Below are 16,843 nucleotides of genomic sequence, written 5' to 3' on the forward strand. Positions count from 1 at the left end.
AAATTAGGAAAATTTTTGAAAAATATTGTTTTAAACGAGATAAAAAATATCTTAGGTTTTGATGTTATTTTAGAAAAACCTAAAGATAGAAATTTAGCACATTATGCTAGTCCAGTAGCGTTTTCATTTGCAAAAGAGATGAAAAAATCTCCAAAAATTATAGCCGAAGAATTAGCTAAGAAATTTGTCAATAGTGATATTTTTAGCGAAATTACAGCAGTAAATGGATATTTGAATTTTAAATTATCAAATAATTTTTTAAATTTACTTGCTTTAAATGCATTAAATCATAGTAGCGATTTTGCTAAAAGTGACAAAAAAGATGAGAAAATACTTATAGAATACATTAGTGCAAATCCGACTGGACCGCTTCATATAGGTCATGTTAGAGGTGCTGTTTATGGTGATACATTGTATAGAATTGGAACTCATGTAGGTTATGATATCACTACGGAGTATTATATAAATGATGCTGGAAATCAAATAGATCTTCTTGGAGTTTCCATTATTTTATATGCAAAAGATAATTTATTTAACGAAAAAGTAAGTTATCCTGAAAAATTTTATAGAGGCGAGTATATAAATGAACTTGCACTAAAGGCAAATGAGCTTTTTGGCAAAGAAATTTTTTATGATGAAAATTACTTTGAAAAACTCTGTTTATGGGCAAAAGATGAAGTTTTAAAAATAATTAAAAAAGATTTAAGCGATGCAAATATCTCTATACAAAACTGGGTTAGCGAGAGAAGTTTTTATGATAAACTTGATTTAACTATACAAAAACTGCAAAAAACTGGCGGTATGTATAAAAAAGATGAAAAAGTTTGGATAAAATCAAGCGAACTTGGCGATGAGATGGATAGAGTTGTCATTAGAGAAGATGGTCGTCCAACATATCTAGCCGGAGATATAGTTTATCATAATGATAAATTTGAACGCGGTTTTGATAAATGTATAAATATCTGGGGTGCTGATCATCATGGCTATATAAAAAGAATGCAATCAGCCATTCATTTTTTGGGTTATGACGAAAATAAACTAGAAGTTATTTTAATGCAAATGGTAAGTTTGCTTAAAGACTCAAAGCCATACAAGATGAGTAAAAGATCTGGAAATGTTGTGCTTATGAGTGAGGTTACACAAGAGTTAGGTTCTGATGCATTGAGATTTATTTTTGTTAGCAAGAAAAACGACACACAGCTAGAATTTGACATTGATAGTCTTAAAAAACAAGATAGCTCAAACCCTATTTTTTATATAAATTATGCTCATGCAAGGATAAATCAAGTTTTTGGTAAAGCTAACAAAAATTTAAATGATGTTGTAGATGCAGATTTTTCAAATTTAAGCGAGGATTGTAAAAATTTACTTTTCGAAGCACTTCTTTTAAATGAAGTCTTAGAAGATGCCTTTAGCTCAAGACAGGTACAAAAGCTTAGCGATTATCTATATGCTTTATCATCAAGCTTTCATAAATTTTATAATGATAATAGGGTTGTTGGTAGCGAAAATGAAAATGAGCTTCTAAAACTTTTTGGAGTTGTTGCACTTTGTATCAAAACCGGATTATCATTAATGGGTATAAAAGCAAAAGATAAAATGGAGCATTAGGATTTGTGAGTATTGTTTAAACTATTACATAGTTCATCGCAAAAATTCATAAAAGTGCTATTTTTTTCTTTTTCTTTTCTGTATATCAAATTTAAATAGCGTATAAATTTGATATTTTTTATTTTTACTTCAAATATCTCATTTTTAGCTTCATTTTCTAGTATAAATTTAGGAATGCAGCTAAAAATTCTCTCTTTTCTAATCAATTCAATTATAGTTTTTGTGTTATTTATTTGCATAATTATATTTAAATTTACGCCGCTTGGTATATTTGCTAAAAATGTATATTTTAATCCAGAGCCATTTTCTCTTAATATCCATTTTTCATTACAAATTTCATCTATAAAAAACTCTTTTTGACTAAAATTTTTATCGCCCGTAATTACAACTAATTCATCATCACAAATTTTTTTTGTTATCAAAGATGAGTTGTATTTTGAGCTTTCTATGATTCCAATGTCGCAGGTATTGTTTAGTATATTTGATATTATCATTTCACTATTTGTAATTTTTAAGTCTATTGTTGCCATTTCATCAAATTTTAAGAGAATTTTTGGAAGTAGGTACATGCCAATATTTTGGCTAGAGTGAAGATTTATTTTTATTTTATTGCCATATTTTGTTTTATTTTTTACATTAATTAATTCTAAAACTATTGGTAAACTTTCTTTGTAAAACAGTTTGCCCTTTTCGTTTAATATCAAATTTTTACCAATTCTATCAAAAAGAGGCGTATTTAAAGATTTTTCTAAATCTTTTATAGATAAACTCAATGTTGATTGCGATATACCTACATTTTGAGCAGATTTTGTAATACTGCCATTTTTACAAACTTCAAAAAAATATTCTAGCTGTTTTAATGTCATATTTTTACTTATTGATTTTTTCAATTATTTTATAATAAAAAATATAATTATTCAATTAAAATATATTTTGTTATAATCACGCTTTCTAAAGGGATAAATATGTATAAAAATATCAACAAAGTATCTAAAAAACAGATAGCTCATGAGAAAATTTTTAAAAAACGAAAAAATAGAGCTTATATTTTGCTCTTTGTGTTGACAATGTGCTCTTTTGGTTTATCGAAAATGCAGCCATTTTCTACACTTGGATTAAGTCCTCTTATAATTGCAATTATACTTGGAGCTTTTTTTGGAAATATAGCGAGAAATCTGACATCTCTTCTTATTAGAACTGGCGTGATTGCTATTAGCACAAAACAGATTTTAAGGCTTGGAATTATATTTTATGGATTTAGAATAACTATAGATGATATTATTTATGTTGGTGCAAAAGGTGTTATTTTATCTGCTTGTGTGGTTTTTTTGACATTTTTTATCGGATATTTTATAGGCAGAGCTTTGAGAATAGAAAAAAAATTATCAGCACTGATAGCATCTGGAAGTTCTATTTGCGGTGCTGCTGCAGTTTTAGCGACAAATAGTGTTATAAAAGGTAAAAGCGAGCATGTTGGAGTTGCGATTTGCACGGTTGTTGTTTTTGGAACTATTGGAATGTTTGCTTATCCTATTTTATTTAAAATGGGTCTATTTGATTTAGATGTTTCTCATATGGGAGTTTTGATGGGTGGAACTTTGCATGAGGTAGCCCATGCTGTTGCAGCTGGAGCTGCTGTTGGAGGCGAGGGTGCAAATAATTCTGTCATAATAAAAATGCTTAGAGTTTTGATGCTTGTGCCATTTTTGATAATGATAGGACTTTTATCATTTGGCGATGAAAAAGAAAAGAAAAAGAGAAATTTAAAATCTTCTGTGCCGTATTTTGCATTATGGTTTTTAGTTGCCGTTGGTGTTGGCTCAATTAGTTTTTTTCCTAAATTTACACTGCCTTATATAGAGCTTTTCGATACATTTTTATTAAGTGTTGCTATGTGTGCACTTGGCTTTACAATCAGAAAAGATGTGCTAAAAAATGCTGGATTTAAGCCATTTTTACAAGCAATAATAATAGCTATTTGGCTTTTGGCTTTTGGATATTTTTTTGTAAAATATTTTATATAAAATTAATGTTAAATAAAAATATTATTATTTTAATTAATTATAGGTTTATGCAATTTAATTATAATTTTGTTGCTAAATCAAATTTTACCACTAGATCAGTTTTTGGGGCTGATGGTGCTACTATTTTTAAAAAATGTATAGCATGTCATGGTACTAAAGCTGAAGCTATCTAAACAAAGTTTCTGTTTTAACAACAATTGAGCTAGAAAAAAGACTTGAAGATATGAAAGCTTATAAAACTGTAACAGTAAATGGTGGCAAAGGTAAATGTTTTTATATTTATAATATCAATTTAATTAATCATAAATTTACTAAATTTAATTATAATTTTAAAATTAAATCAAATAAAGGATATAAAAATGAAAAAGTTAGTTATAGCTAGTATTTTAGCATGTTTTACTGCTGGATCAGTTTTTGGGGCTGATGGTGCTACTATTTTTAAAAAATGTATAGCATGTCATGGTACCAAAGCTGAAAAAAGCTATCTAAATAAAGTTCCAGTACTTACACAAGTTGATCCTGCAACAAGACTTGAAGATATGAAAGCTTATAAAGCTGGAACAGTAAATGGCGGTAAAGGTAAATTTAATATGGGTGCTGTTATGAAGCTTCAAATGTCTTCACTATCTGAAGAGGATATGAAAGCGGTAAATGATTATATTTCAACATTGAAATAATTTAATACATCGGGAAGCTCTTGCTTCCCGACTTTTTTTTCAAAGCTTCTTTTTTCTTTATTTCCATATTATATGCATCATTTAGTGCGTCTTCTCCATCATTTTGAGTTGCTCTTAAAAATTTATCATGATCGTCAAATTGTCTATTTTTTAAAGCCCAAAGCAAAGCCCCTAAGGCTATAAGACCAAGAAATATGGACACGCTTAGCATTAAAGCTATTATTTCTACGCTCATTTTATCTCCTTTATACTTTTTATACGAAGTGCATTTAACACAACTATTATAGAGCTAAAAGACATCGATAGTGCCGCAAATAGCGGTATTATATATCCACACATTGCAAGGGGTATGGTAAGAGAGTTGTATATTAGTGAAAAAATAAGGTTTTGTTTGATTATTTTGTATGTGTGTTTTGCTATTAAAAAAGCATTTTTTAAATTTAGTATTTCATTTCCAAGCAAAACTATATCACTTTTTTCCAAGCTTATATCAGCTCCATTTCCAACACATATCGAAACTCTTGCATAACTTAGTGCTAATGCGTCGTTTATACCGTCTCCTACCATTACAACGCTGTGACCTTTTTTATTTAAATTTTCTATAAATTGTGCTTTTTGTATAGGCGAAAGTTCACTTTTATACTCTTGTATTTTTAAATTTTGCGATACTTCTTTTACTGCATTTTCATTATCTCCGCTTAGCATTATCGTTTTTAGACCATTTTCTTTTAATGATTTTATAAGTTCATATGCACTATCTTTGATTTCATCTTTTAGTTCAAATTTGGCTACTATTTTATTATTTATAGCAAAAAAATAGTTACTAAAATTGCTTTTTTGACAATCAAAGCCAAGTTCTTTCATTAGATTGTAGCTTCCGCCATAAATTATTTTATTTTCAAATTTAGCACTCATTCCTTTTGCTGTTATATCTTTTATCTCACTAAGTTTTAATATGTGTAAATTTCCATAACTATTTTTTATATACTCTTTTATACTAATGCTTATTGGGTGGTTTGAGGCTAAAACAAGTGAATAAAGCAAGCTTATGTCAAACTTTTCATAAATTTCAACTTTGCTAACACTAAGTTTTGCTTTTGTAAGTGTTCCTGTTTTATCAAAAATAACCGTATCGCATTTTGATAAATCTTCTATAAATTTAGCCTCTTTAAAAAGAATACCCTTTTTTAAAGCTACATTTAATCCAACTATCGATGAAATAGGTGTAGCAAGCGCTATCGCACAAGGGCAAGCTATGATAATAACAGATATAAAAATAAGCATAGATATAGAAAAATTTCCAGTTTTTGCATACCAAAAAATAAAGCTTATAGTCGCTAAAATCAAAATAGCAAGAGAAAATTTAGATGATATGGCATTTGCGATATTTTGAATTTTTGGTTTTTTAGAAGTAGCGTTTTGAAGTAAATTTATGATTTTTGATAAAGTAGAATTTTTAAATTCATTTTTTGCTTCGTAAGTTAAACTACCATTTAAACATATCGCTCCGCTTGTTATTTCGTCGCCTTTTGTTTTATATACAGGAATGCTCTCTCCGCTTAAACTTGAATAATCAAAACTTCCTTCGCCACTTAATATAACGCCATCGATTAAAACCTTTTGTCCGCTATTTAGTATGATAATTTCACCTTTTTTTATCTCATTTATGTTTTTTTCTACACTTTTTCCATCTTGCAACACAAAGACATCTGAGAGCATAAAAGAACTTAAAGAATCAAGCGTATCTGTGGCTCTTTTTTGACTTAAAATTTCTAAATATTTTCCTATAAAAACAAATGTAATTATCATTGCAACAGAGTCAAAATATGTCTCACCGACTCTTGAAAACATAGCATATATAGAATAAACATAAGCTATACTTGCCCCACTTGCTACAAGCAGATCCATATTTGGCATTTTGGTTTTTAAAGCTATTAATGCACCTTTGAAAAATACGCTACCAGTGTAAAACAATACAAGCGTAGCAAGTGTAAATTCCCCAAATGCTAATACGCTTTTTATATCTTTATCTATGCCGCTAAAATATCCAGCATAATTTGCTATAGCTATCCACATAATATTCATAACGCCAAAAATCCCAACTAGAAGTTTTGCATAAAATTCTCTTCTTAGTGAGTTTGCCCTTATTTCTGCTCTTTTGGCATCATATGGAGTTGGATTGTAGCCGATTAGTTTAATTTTTTCAAATATCTCTTTTAGTGAAATTTCATTACTATCCCAGACGATTTTAGCTTTGTTTGTAGTAGCGTTTATATCAGCTTCTACGATCCCTTTTGTGTTAAAAAGTATTTTTTCATTTAACCAAATACAAGCAAGACAATGAATTCTTTCTATTATTATGTAAATTTCATCAAAGCCATCATCCGTTTTTGTAACATAGTTTTTATATATATAATCTATGCTATCAGTATTTGTTGTGCTTTGTGTTACAGGTTGGAGTGTATTTTTACCAAGTCTATCGTAAAACTCACTAAATCCATATTCGTTTAGTATATGGTAAACATTTTTACAACCATTGCAGCAAAATTTAAGACCATTTTCATCGCTTATCATGGAATTTGTATCAAATTTAAGTTTACAGTGTTCACATTTTTGTTGAGACATAAATTTTCTTTAAAATGTTAATTTTTTATTATTATAGTAAATTTGGTTTTTAAATTTGATTAAAAAGATACATAGTAATTGCGAGTTATACAAATAGCTCGCAAAAAGTTTGTATTTTTAAGCTCGCACCACCAACTAAAACACCGCTGCAGTTTTTTACATCTAAAATACTTTTTATATTTTCTTTTTTTACGCTTCCGCCATAAAGTAAAGGAGCTTTTGTGTTTGTAGATATAAAATCAAGTATATTTTTTATATCGTTTATACTCGGTATTTTACCGCTTCCTATCGCCCAAATTGGTTCATAAGCTATGATTAAATTTGAATAGTTTAAATCAATACTACTTAGTTGTTTTTCTAAAAATTTTTCGGTTTTTTTATCTTCATAAATTTCTAAACTTTCGCCTATGCAATAAATTATTTTAAATTTATTTTTCATAGCAAAATTAAATTTATCTTTTAATAAACTATCATTTTCTTTTAGTATTGTGCGTCTTTCTGAATGTCCTATCAAAACCGTATTTATGCCAAATTCATCAAGTTGTTCTTTGCCTATTTCTCCTGTATAAGCACCATTTTCGCAAGGATAAAAATTTTGTGCGCCTTGCGTGAAATGTAAATTTTCATTTTTTAAAAATGACGATGAAGTTGGAAAAACCATTATTTCATCATCTATTTTTGAATTTATTATAATATCATTTAGCTCATTAGCATATTTATAAAAACTTTCTCTTGTATGATTGCATTTGAAATTTGCAGCATATATCAATCTTCATCCTTTTTTCTAAGCGGTTTTACTCCAGGAAGTTCTTTGCCTTCTATTAACTCCAAACTTGCTCCACCGCCAGTTGAGATAAATGTTATTTCATCTGCATTTCCAGAACGCTCTACAACATCAGCCGTATCTCCGCCACCAACTATGGTTGTAGCATGACTTTCTGCTATAGCATGACTTATTCTTAAGCTTCCTTTAGCAAATTTATCTATCTCAAACACACCCATTGGTCCATTCCACCATATGGTTTGAGCATCTTCTAGGGCTTCTCTGAAAAGTACAACACTAGCAGGTCCTATATCAAGCCCCATCCAACCAGATGGAATTTCTTGTGTTGTAACATATTTCATAACTGTGTCTTGAGAACAAATTGGTGCTGCTATGGTGTCGATTGGAAGATAAATTTTTACGCCAAGTTCTTTGCCTTTTCTTAATATTTTTAGTGATTCTTCTATCAAATCCTCTTCTAAGAGAGAATTTCCTATATTATAACCTATTGCCTTTAGAAAAGTAAAAGCCATTCCACCACCAATTATAAGCTTATCAATTCGAGGAAGTAGATTTGTAAGTGCTTGTAGTTTTCCGCTAACTTTACTTCCGCCAACTACAGCAACAAATGGACGAGCTGGTCTTTTGATAAGATTTTGTGCAAAAGTTATCTCTTTTATCAGCAAAAATCCTGCGGCTTTGTGTTCATCATCATAAAATTTAGTTATAGCCTCAACACTACAATGGGCTCTATGGCAAACTCCAAATGCGTCATTTATAAAAAATTCTCCAAATTTACAAAGCTCTTTTGCTAAATTTTCATCATTTTTTGTTTCGCCTTTTTCAAAGCGTAAATTTTCAAGAAGAAGAATTTCTCCATCTTTTAAATTTTCAAATTTTTCTTTTGCGTCATTTCCTATTATGTCTTTTGCAAAAACGATATCTTTTTTCATAAGAGTTGATAATCTTTTTGCAACAGGTTCTAGTGAGAATTTTTCCTCATATCCATTTTTAGGGCGACCTAAATGACTTGCTAAAACTATTTTACAACCTTCATCTAAGCAGTATTTTATAGTTGGCAGAGCTGAGCGAATTCGTCTATCATCTGTAATATTGAAAAACTCATCCATTGGCGTGTTAAAATCACATCTTATAAAAACACTGCTACCTTTTTTTAACTTTAAGTCTTTTATAGAAAGCAAATCTTCCATTATTTATTTCCTTTTTTTGCAGCATAAATTGCCAAATCTATAAGTCTTTGTGAGTATCCCCATTCATTATCATACCAAGCCATCACTTTTAGCATGTCTCCATCTATAATTTGTGTTAAATCTTTTGCAACTATGCTTGAATACGGACAAGTTGTAAAATCACTTGAAACTTTGTTGTCTTTATCAACTAACAAAATTCCTTTCATGGGTCCTTTTGCATACTCTTCAAAAGCTGCATTTACATCATCTGCTGTAACTTTTTTAGAAAGTAATACGCTTAAATCAACCATAGAAACATTTGGAACTGGTACTCTTAGTGCAAGACCATGCATTTTTCCTTTTAAATTTGGTAAAACTAAGGAGATTGCTTTTGCAGCACCTGTTGTAGTTGGGATGATATTTGTTGCCCCAGCTCTGCTTTTTCTATAATCTTTCCCTTTTACATCTAGTAAATTTTGACTTGCTGTATAAGCGTGAGTTGTCGTCATCAAACCTTTTACTATTCCAAATTTCTCATCTATAACTTTTGCAATAGGTGCTAAGCAGTTTGTTGTGCAACTTGCGTTTGAAATGATTTTTTCACCGCCATATTTTTCTTCATTTACTCCCATTACAAAAGTTGGAGTATTATCTTTTGCAGGTGCTGACATAACGACTAAATTTATCCCATTATCTATATAAACTTGGCATTTTTCTTGTGTTAAAAAAGCTCCAGTACATTCTAAAACCGCGTCTACTCCATAGCTTTTAAAATCTAATTCTTTTGGATCGCGTGTTGAATAAACTTGTATTTTTTTGCCATCAACTGATATTGTGTGATCATCTATAACTTCTACTAATTTATTAAATTCTCTATGGACTGTGTCATATTGTAGTAAGTATCTTGTAATATCTCTAGAGGTAGCTGTATCATTTATGGCTACAAGTTCGACATCATCTCTATTTAAAGCTATTCTTGCAGCACATCTGCCAATTCTTCCAAAACCATTTATAGCAATTTTTACTGACATTTTGTTCCTTTTTGGTTATAATAGCGTAAATTTTACAAAAAATAAGGTTAAAAAAGGTTAAATGAATATAGCTTTTTTTGGTGGTAGTTTTGATCCACCGCATTTTGGACATGACAGCATTGTAAAAATGGCTTTGCAAACGCTTGATATTGATAAATTTATAATAATGCCAACTTTTATAAGTGCTTTTAAAAATGAGTTTAATGCTCCTCCTAAACTTAGATATGAGTGGGCTAAGAAGCTTTGGGGAAATTTACCTAAAGTGATAATAAGTGATTTTGAGATAAATCAAAATAGACCAGTTCCAACTATACAAAGCGTAAAATATATGTATAAAATTTATAATATAAATACTTTTTATCTCATAGTTGGGGCTGATCATTTGGCAACACTAGAAAAATGGCATCATTTTGATGAACTATGCAAAATGGTAACATTTATAATAGCTTCAAGAGATCACATCAATATACCTAACGAGTTGAAAAAATTTGATATAAATGTTAATATTTCATCTTCGCAAATTAGAACAAATCTTGAAGATGAAAAAATACCTGAAATTATCAAAGATGAAGTTATTAAATTTTACCAAGGAAAGAGATGAATCAAAGAATAGAAAATATAATCAAAATTTTAGACGAAAAAAAGGCTGAAGAAATTCAGTTTTTTGATATGAGTAAAGATGAGTATTTTGTAGATTATGTAATCATAGCTACAACACTAGGCGCTAAACACTCTTTAGCTCTCATAGATGAGTTAAAAAATCAACTAAAACCACTTAAAGAAGAGTTTTTAAATGTGGAAATTTCAGATGAATGGAGCGTTATAGATTTAGGAGATATAGTAATTCACCTTTTTGATCCAGCTTATAGAGCAAAATACAATATAGAAGAGCTTTTAGAACAGATTAAAGAAATGAAAGAAAAAGCTATTTAAGACTTTCTATAAAGCAGTTTTATAAATCCTAATATTAAAAATATAGTGGCAATTAAAGCATAGTTTTTATCAAAAATAATTAAAAAAAATGCCGTAATTATAAAAATAAATCCTATTAAAATAGAATTTATTGTTTCGGCTATGGCTTTTTTAAAATAACTTAGTTGCTGTTTTGATATGTTTATTTCAAGCTCTCCATAGCTTAGCTTTTGTAGGCTATTTTTTGCGTTATGTATGGTTTGTGGAATGCTTTGTATCTCATCCATTGCAAACTCAACAAATGTATCCTTTTTGGTATAAGCTCTTGGTATATTTTTAACTAAAATCGGCAAAATATCCTTAATACCATTAAAATTTTCTATATAACTTGTTCCAAGACCTTCTATGATAGCACTTACTCTTAAAATATAAATTGCTTCCATTGGAAATTTAAATGGAAATTTCCTAGTGCTTTGCATTACTTCATTTGCCAAATCTTGCATATTTGAGCTACTTAGAGCGTTATTTGAAAAGATTTCAAAAATTCTTTCAACAAATTCAGCCAATAAAATATCTGGTGTTTCGTAAGCACTTATCCCAAGTTTTTTTGAAGCGGCTATGTATTTGATATAATCCCCTTCATTTGCGGCTTTAAGTAAAGATATAATGGCAAGTCTTGTATCATTTGGAACCATTTTTATCATACCATAATCAAGCAATATTATCTCGGAATTTTTATTTATAAGCACATTTCCAGGATGTGGATCAGCGTGAAAATATCCATTTATGAGCATTTGCTCGACATAAAACATAACTAAATCATTTATAATCTTATTTATATTTATGTTGTGTTTTTTTATATTCTGTATATCATCAAACCTAAAACCTTCTTCATAACTCATTGTTAGCATATCGTCGTTACAATATTCTTTATATGTTTTGGGAAATTTAATATTGCAATTTTTATAAATTTGTGAAAATTTTTCTAAATTTTTAAATTCCTCATTCATACTAATTTCTCTTAATATAGTTGATGAAAATTCAGAAATTACAGCCTCTATAGAATGTTTTGTGTAATGAGAAAAAAGCGGAGAAAATATATGGCTTAGAAAAGAAATAATCTGAATATCGCAAACCACCATCTCTTTTATGTTATATCTTCTTAATTTTACTGCAACTTTTGTGCCATCTTCAAGATAAGCTTCGTGAACTTGTCCTATAGAAGCAGACGCTATAGGGGTTTTGTTAAATTTAGTAAAAATACCATCTTTATATATTTTTTTAAAATCACTTTCGCTCATTGGAGGAAGTAAATCGTGAATCTTTTTTAACTCTTCTAAATATTTTGGGGAGAAAAAATCACTTCTAGTTGCTAGAACTTGGGCTAGTTTTATAAAACTTGCACCAAGCGAGTTTATGTGTGTTGAAATTTGATTTGCTTTTAAAGGTTTAATTAGGAAAAAAGATTTTTTCTTTCTAATTAAAAGAAAAAATGTGAGTAATAAGCGAAAAATTTTCCAAATTCTTAATGGATTATAAAATTTTATCATCTATCTTTTTTTCTAATTTTGATATGTCTTCTTTTGTTGCCAAATTTAAATCTTTTATAATGTCTTTTAAAACATCTTTTAAAATTTGCATATGTCTTTCATGCTCATCCTCCCCTTTTTCATATAGACTTTTTAGAAAAGCTTTGCTGTCCTCTTTGCTTAATTTACCTTTTTGTTCCAAAGCATCTAGTTCTTTTTGAATTTTATCTTTTGTTGCTAAAAAGCCGCCAAGTCCTATATAAAGTATATCTTTTAGCATAGTTTACCCCTAAATTTTAATTTATACTATTGATTATATCATAAAAGCAATAATCAAATTTTTAAAATATAAATACTATGAATTTTAGAAAATGGCGTTTTTATTGGGTTTGAAAAGATAGTAAAATATTGTTTTTTGTTTTTATAAAATTATAAATCAATAAAAATTTAGCGGATTATTTGTGTTAATCATTTTATCAAAATATTTTAGGTAAAATTTAAGAATAATAATTTTTAAGGACAACAAGTGGCAGATTTTTACAACCCAAAAGAGATTGAAGATAAATTTTATAAAATTTGTGAAGAACGCGGATATTTTGAGATAGATGGAAACAAAAGCATTCAAGAAGATGATAAGACATTTTGCATAATGATGCCACCACCAAATGTTACAGGAGTGCTTCATATCGGACACGCACTAACATTTACGCTACAAGATATAATGACTCGTTACAAAAGAATGGATGGCTATAAAACGTTATATCAACCAGGTATGGATCATGCAGGAATCGCAACTCAAAATGTAGTTGAAAAGCGTCTTTTAGAGCGTGGTATTACAAAAGAAGAACTTGGGCGTGAGAAATTCCTAGATGAAGTGTGGAAATGGAAAGAACAAAGCGGTGGTACTATATTAAAGCAAATGCGAAAACTAGGCATTACTCCAGCTTGGTCTAGACTTCGTTTTACAATGGATGATGGCTTAAAAAGTGCTGTAAAAAAAGCCTTTGTAAATTTATATAACGCTGGACTTATCGTTCGTGGAAATTATATGGTAAATTGGTGCACACACGATGGTGCATTAAGTGATGTGGAAGTTGAGCACAAAGAAAACGCTGGAAAGCTTTATTATTTAAGATACTATTTATCTGATTTTGTTAATTTACCAGATGATAATAAGGCGAAGTATCGTGCGTTAGATTTGGAAAATTCGAGCGAAGAACAAATAAGATGCACTAATAGTCAGTGCAGTTCAAGTGAGAATTTTTCAAAGATGGCGTGTGAGACAAGCGGTTATGTAGTAGTTGCTACTACTCGCCCTGAGACATTCTTTGGTGATACTGCTGTGATGGTAAACCCAAACGATGAGCGTTACAAGCATTTAATAGGCAAAAAGGTGATTTTACCGATCATTAACCGCGAAGTTGAGATAATAGCTGATGAGTATGTAGATATGAGCTTTGGAACTGGCGTTGTAAAGGTAACTCCAGCTCATGATCAAAATGACTATGAAGTTGGAAATCGCCATAATTTAGAATTTATAACTATCTTTGATGAAAAAGGAATTTTAAATGATGAGTGTGGTGAATTTAAAGGCTTAGAGCGACTTGAAGCAAGAGATAAGGTTGTTGAAAAACTTCATAATTTAGGAAATATAGAAAAAATAGAAGATTATACAAATCAAGTTGGGTATTGTTATCGCTGTAAAAATGTTGTTGAGCCTTACATTTCAAAACAATGGTTTGTTAAAAGTGATATCGCAAAAGAGGCTATAAAGGCTGTAAATGATGGTAAAGCAGAGTTTTTTCCAGCTCATTGGATAAATAGCTTTAATGCGTGGATGAGAGAGCTAAAAGACTGGTGCATTTCAAGGCAGCTTTGGTGGGGACATCAAATCCCTGTGTTTTACTGCGATGAATGTGGCCATGAGTGGGCTAGCGAAGAAGATATGCCAAAATGTTGTCCAAAATGTGGCAAAAATCACTTTCATCAAGACCCTGATGTGCTTGATACTTGGTTTAGTAGCGGGCTTTGGCCGTTTTCAACCCTTGGCTGGGGAAATGGCGAAGCATATAAAGATGAAAAATGGTTTAAAAGCGACTTAGATGATTTTTATCCAAATACAATGCTAATAACTGGTTTTGATATACTCTTTTTTTGGGTTGCAAGAATGATGTTTCAAAGCCAAAACGCTTTGGGAAAATTGCCATTTAAAGACATCTACTTACACGCTTTAGTTAAAACTGCTGATGGCTCAAAAATGAGTAAAAGTAGTGGAAATGTTATAGATCCACTTGAAAAAATAGATGAGTATAGTGCTGATATTTTACGCTTTACACTCGCACTTCTTTGCGTTCAAGGGCGTGATATCAGGCTTAGCGAAGAAAAAATGGTGCTAGTTAGAAATTTTACAAACAAACTTTATAACGCTCATAAATATTTACTAATGAATGCTTCTAAATTCCCTGATTTAAATGAGTGTGATATAAAAACTAAACTCGGTTTGTATTTACATAGTCGCTTTAAAGTTTGTGTAAATGAAGTTCGCACAAATTTAGATACTTATAGATTTAACGATGCGGCAAATACGATTTATAAATTTTTATGGGATGAGTTTTGCGATTGGGGCATTGAGTTAAGCAAGGCTGAAAAAGAAAGCGTTATAGAACTTGGAGCGATTTTTAAAGAAGCGATGAAGTTACTTAGTCCATTTATGCCATTTTTAAGTGAGTATTTATATCATGAATTAAGTGGTTCAAATTTAGAAAATTCTAAATCCATAATAGTCTCAAACTATCCTAAAATTTCAAAAAATGATGAAGAGATAGAAAAACTTTTTAGTATTTTAATAGAAGCTGTTATTTCTATACGTCGCGCAAAAGCTGTGATTGATTTAGGAAATGCAAAAATTCCACTTGCTTATGTAAAGTTAAATGGAGATATCGATTTAAATGATGCTATAAAATTTATAAAACTTTTATCAAAATGCGAAGATGTTAAATTTACAGATTCTAAGATAGAAAATTCTATTACTGATGTAAGCGAGAATTTAAGCACATTTGTGCCACTAAGTGGCGTTGATACAAGTGAGTTTGTAAAACGACTTAATGCTCAAAAAACCAAACTTGTTAAAGAAATTTCAAAGCTAGAAAATATGCTTAGTAATGAAAATTTTATCAAAAATGCACCAGCACAAGTAATTCAAACGAATAAAGATGGCTTAAATTTAGCAAAAGAACAGCTTAGTAAAATTGAAGCTGAAATTAAAAACTTGGGAAATAAATGAAAAATATTACCTTAAAGATTTTAGAATTATTATATCTTTTAATGGCTATTTCGCCTATTTTAATTATATATTTGATAAAAAATAATTATATTTATTTTTCTATTGTTATTTGTATAATAGCCTATATTTTTTCAAATTTATTTATCTATATAAAAACAAAAGAAGAAGCTAATGAAACGAGTGGTTTGTGTAATTTGGTTGAAATAGCTGAACCTAAATTTATACCTATTTATATTGCATATTTTGTTGTATCTTTGAGCATTGAGGCAAATAATTGGGAAATGTTTTGGCTTATTTATTTTATTATTATACTTCTTATTTGTAGATGCAAATTTATATTTTTTAATCCTTTTGTATTGCTAAAATGGTCATTTTATGAAGCTCAAATAGAAAATAACAATAAAGCAAGCTATAAAATTTTTATAATTTCTAAAAATAATATAAAAAATATAGATAAAATACCAAATTTAATTAGATTTAGCTGTTCTTTAAAAACACAAAAAAATTATAGTTTTAAATGATAGAACTGATGTTATGTTTGATGGAAAAAAGGTATTTTTTACAGATTTTACTCATTTAGAGAAAATTTTTCCAAATTTAGGAAAATATTATAGAAAAGCTGAAGAGAAAGATTTAGAAAATCTAAAAAGTAGTGATGGTATTAATTTTTCAGATGAACTTAAATTAGAAAAAATCAATAAAACAAATTTAAAAAAACTAGCTCAGATTTGTGATAATTTAGAGAAATTTAAAAATAATTTTAATATGTATAGAGAATATATTATAAATTATTTTCCAGATAATAAAAATTTTGAAAATAATAATTTTAACATTAAAAGTAATGATGATATAAAATTATTGCATAACATTATTTTTGAAAAATATTATACAGCGCAGATTTACGCAGAGCAAAGAATTGTAAATTCATTCAGAAAAATATGATAAAACATCTTTAGATTAAATGATATAATAATTTAAGCTGATATTGATGAATTTGCTATTACAAAATCAAAAGCACCCACTATTCACACAAACTATTGAAAGATGTAAGTAGAGAAAAATTTGGTATAGAAAAAGATACAAATTTAATTATAATAGGCAATCCTCCATATAACGATAAAACTTCTATTATACATAGCCATATTAAAAATCACTCTATGAAATCGATGATAATTTAGCCTATAGAGATTTAGGTATT

At 29.2% G+C, this 16,843-nt stretch carries 18 protein-coding genes; 10 read left to right on the forward strand and 8 right to left on the reverse strand.

Going from position 1 to position 16,843, the window contains the following annotated elements:
* Positions 1–15: 15 nt before the first annotated feature.
* On the forward strand, positions 16–1,611 hold the full coding sequence (argS, locus tag CSPB_RS02365; RefSeq protein ID WP_089192997.1) for an arginine--tRNA ligase: 1,596 nt from the start codon (positions 16–18) through the stop codon (positions 1,609–1,611).
* Here argS and CSPB_RS02370 read toward each other — a convergent pair.
* A complete protein-coding gene (locus CSPB_RS02370; RefSeq protein WP_089192998.1) occupies positions 1,608–2,477 on the reverse strand; it encodes a LysR substrate-binding domain-containing protein in 870 nt (289 codons plus the stop codon). The two genes, argS and CSPB_RS02370, sit on opposite strands and share 4 nt — an antisense overlap.
* Before the next feature lie 99 nt (positions 2,478–2,576).
* On the opposite strand from CSPB_RS02370, the gene CSPB_RS02375 reads away from it, so the two are divergent.
* The 3 genes from CSPB_RS02375 (at position 2,577) to CSPB_RS02385 (ending at position 4,312) form a co-directional block, all read left to right on the forward strand.
* Positions 2,577–3,635 (forward strand): YeiH family protein, encoded by a 1,059-nt coding sequence (locus CSPB_RS02375; RefSeq protein WP_089192999.1) that lies wholly within the window; start codon positions 2,577–2,579, stop codon positions 3,633–3,635.
* A 47-nt stretch (positions 3,636–3,682) separates the two neighbouring features.
* On the forward strand, positions 3,683–3,808 hold the full coding sequence (locus CSPB_RS08905) for a hypothetical protein (protein WP_256363468.1): 126 nt from the start codon (positions 3,683–3,685) through the stop codon (positions 3,806–3,808).
* A gap of 186 nt (positions 3,809–3,994) precedes the next feature.
* Positions 3,995–4,312 (forward strand): c-type cytochrome, encoded by a 318-nt coding sequence (locus CSPB_RS02385; protein WP_089193001.1) that lies wholly within the window; start codon positions 3,995–3,997, stop codon positions 4,310–4,312.
* Between the two features lies 1 nt (position 4,313).
* Here CSPB_RS02385 and ccoS read toward each other — a convergent pair whose 3' ends face one another.
* The 5 genes from ccoS to gap form a co-directional block, all read right to left on the reverse strand.
* Positions 4,314–4,547 carry a cbb3-type cytochrome oxidase assembly protein CcoS gene (ccoS, locus tag CSPB_RS02390; RefSeq protein WP_089193002.1) on the reverse strand — a complete coding sequence of 78 codons (234 nt, stop codon included), beginning with the start codon at positions 4,545–4,547 and terminating at the stop codon, positions 4,314–4,316.
* The gene (locus CSPB_RS02395) at positions 4,544–6,937 is read right to left on the reverse strand and encodes a heavy metal translocating P-type ATPase (RefSeq protein ID WP_089193003.1); all 2,394 of its coding nucleotides are present in this window, start codon (positions 6,935–6,937) and stop codon (positions 4,544–4,546) included. Before CSPB_RS02395 ends, ccoS begins: the two co-directional genes overlap by 4 nt.
* Positions 6,938–7,022: 85 nt before the next feature.
* Positions 7,023–7,706 (reverse strand): triose-phosphate isomerase, encoded by a 684-nt coding sequence (locus CSPB_RS02400; RefSeq protein ID WP_089193004.1) that lies wholly within the window; start codon positions 7,704–7,706, stop codon positions 7,023–7,025.
* On the reverse strand, positions 7,703–8,911 hold the full coding sequence (locus CSPB_RS02405) for a phosphoglycerate kinase (RefSeq protein WP_089193005.1): 1,209 nt from the start codon (positions 8,909–8,911) through the stop codon (positions 7,703–7,705). Before CSPB_RS02405 ends, CSPB_RS02400 begins: the two co-directional genes overlap by 4 nt.
* The gene (gene gap / locus CSPB_RS02410) at positions 8,911–9,921 is read right to left on the reverse strand and encodes a type I glyceraldehyde-3-phosphate dehydrogenase (RefSeq protein ID WP_089193006.1); all 1,011 of its coding nucleotides are present in this window, start codon (positions 9,919–9,921) and stop codon (positions 8,911–8,913) included. Before gap ends, CSPB_RS02405 begins: the two co-directional genes overlap by 1 nt.
* A 61-nt stretch (positions 9,922–9,982) precedes the next feature.
* On the opposite strand from gap, the gene nadD reads away from it, so the two are divergent.
* Both nadD and rsfS read left to right on the forward strand, forming a co-directional pair.
* Entirely contained in the window at positions 9,983–10,522 is a 540-nt protein-coding gene (nadD, locus tag CSPB_RS02415; protein ID WP_033916464.1) for a nicotinate (nicotinamide) nucleotide adenylyltransferase, read from the forward strand.
* Complete coding sequence (gene rsfS / locus CSPB_RS02420) at positions 10,519–10,854, forward strand: ribosome silencing factor (RefSeq protein WP_089193007.1); 336 nt, start codon at positions 10,519–10,521, stop codon at positions 10,852–10,854. Before nadD ends, rsfS begins: the two co-directional genes overlap by 4 nt.
* On the opposite strand, the gene CSPB_RS02425 is transcribed toward rsfS, so the two are convergent.
* Both CSPB_RS02425 and CSPB_RS02430 read right to left on the reverse strand, forming a co-directional pair.
* Positions 10,851–12,383: an ABC1 kinase family protein gene (locus CSPB_RS02425; RefSeq protein WP_089193008.1), complete on the reverse strand. Its 1,533-nt coding sequence runs from the start codon at positions 12,381–12,383 to the stop codon at positions 10,851–10,853. The two genes, rsfS and CSPB_RS02425, sit on opposite strands and share 4 nt — an antisense overlap.
* Positions 12,367–12,642, reverse strand: coding sequence for a phasin family protein (locus CSPB_RS02430; protein WP_089193009.1), 276 nt, complete (start codon positions 12,640–12,642; stop codon positions 12,367–12,369). Before CSPB_RS02430 ends, CSPB_RS02425 begins: the two co-directional genes overlap by 17 nt.
* Before the next feature lie 246 nt (positions 12,643–12,888).
* Between CSPB_RS02430 and CSPB_RS02435 the strand changes: the two genes are divergently transcribed.
* From CSPB_RS02435 to CSPB_RS08780, 4 genes are all read left to right on the forward strand, one after another.
* Positions 12,889–15,645, forward strand: a complete 2,757-nt coding sequence (locus CSPB_RS02435) for a valine--tRNA ligase (RefSeq protein ID WP_089193010.1) — start codon at positions 12,889–12,891, stop codon at positions 15,643–15,645.
* Positions 15,642–16,166, forward strand: a complete 525-nt coding sequence (locus CSPB_RS02440) for a KwaA family protein (protein ID WP_089193011.1) — start codon at positions 15,642–15,644, stop codon at positions 16,164–16,166. Before CSPB_RS02435 ends, CSPB_RS02440 begins: the two co-directional genes overlap by 4 nt.
* Before the next feature lie 13 nt (positions 16,167–16,179).
* Complete coding sequence (locus CSPB_RS02445) at positions 16,180–16,587, forward strand: hypothetical protein (protein WP_033916458.1); 408 nt, start codon at positions 16,180–16,182, stop codon at positions 16,585–16,587.
* Positions 16,588–16,682: 95 nt separating this feature from the next.
* Complete coding sequence (locus CSPB_RS08780; RefSeq protein WP_227484187.1) at positions 16,683–16,823, forward strand: hypothetical protein; 141 nt, start codon at positions 16,683–16,685, stop codon at positions 16,821–16,823.
* Positions 16,824–16,843 lie beyond the last annotated feature (20 nt).

It is taken from the genome of Campylobacter sputorum (assembly GCF_002220775.1).
Taxonomy (GTDB): domain Bacteria; phylum Campylobacterota; class Campylobacteria; order Campylobacterales; family Campylobacteraceae; genus Campylobacter_F; species Campylobacter_F bovis.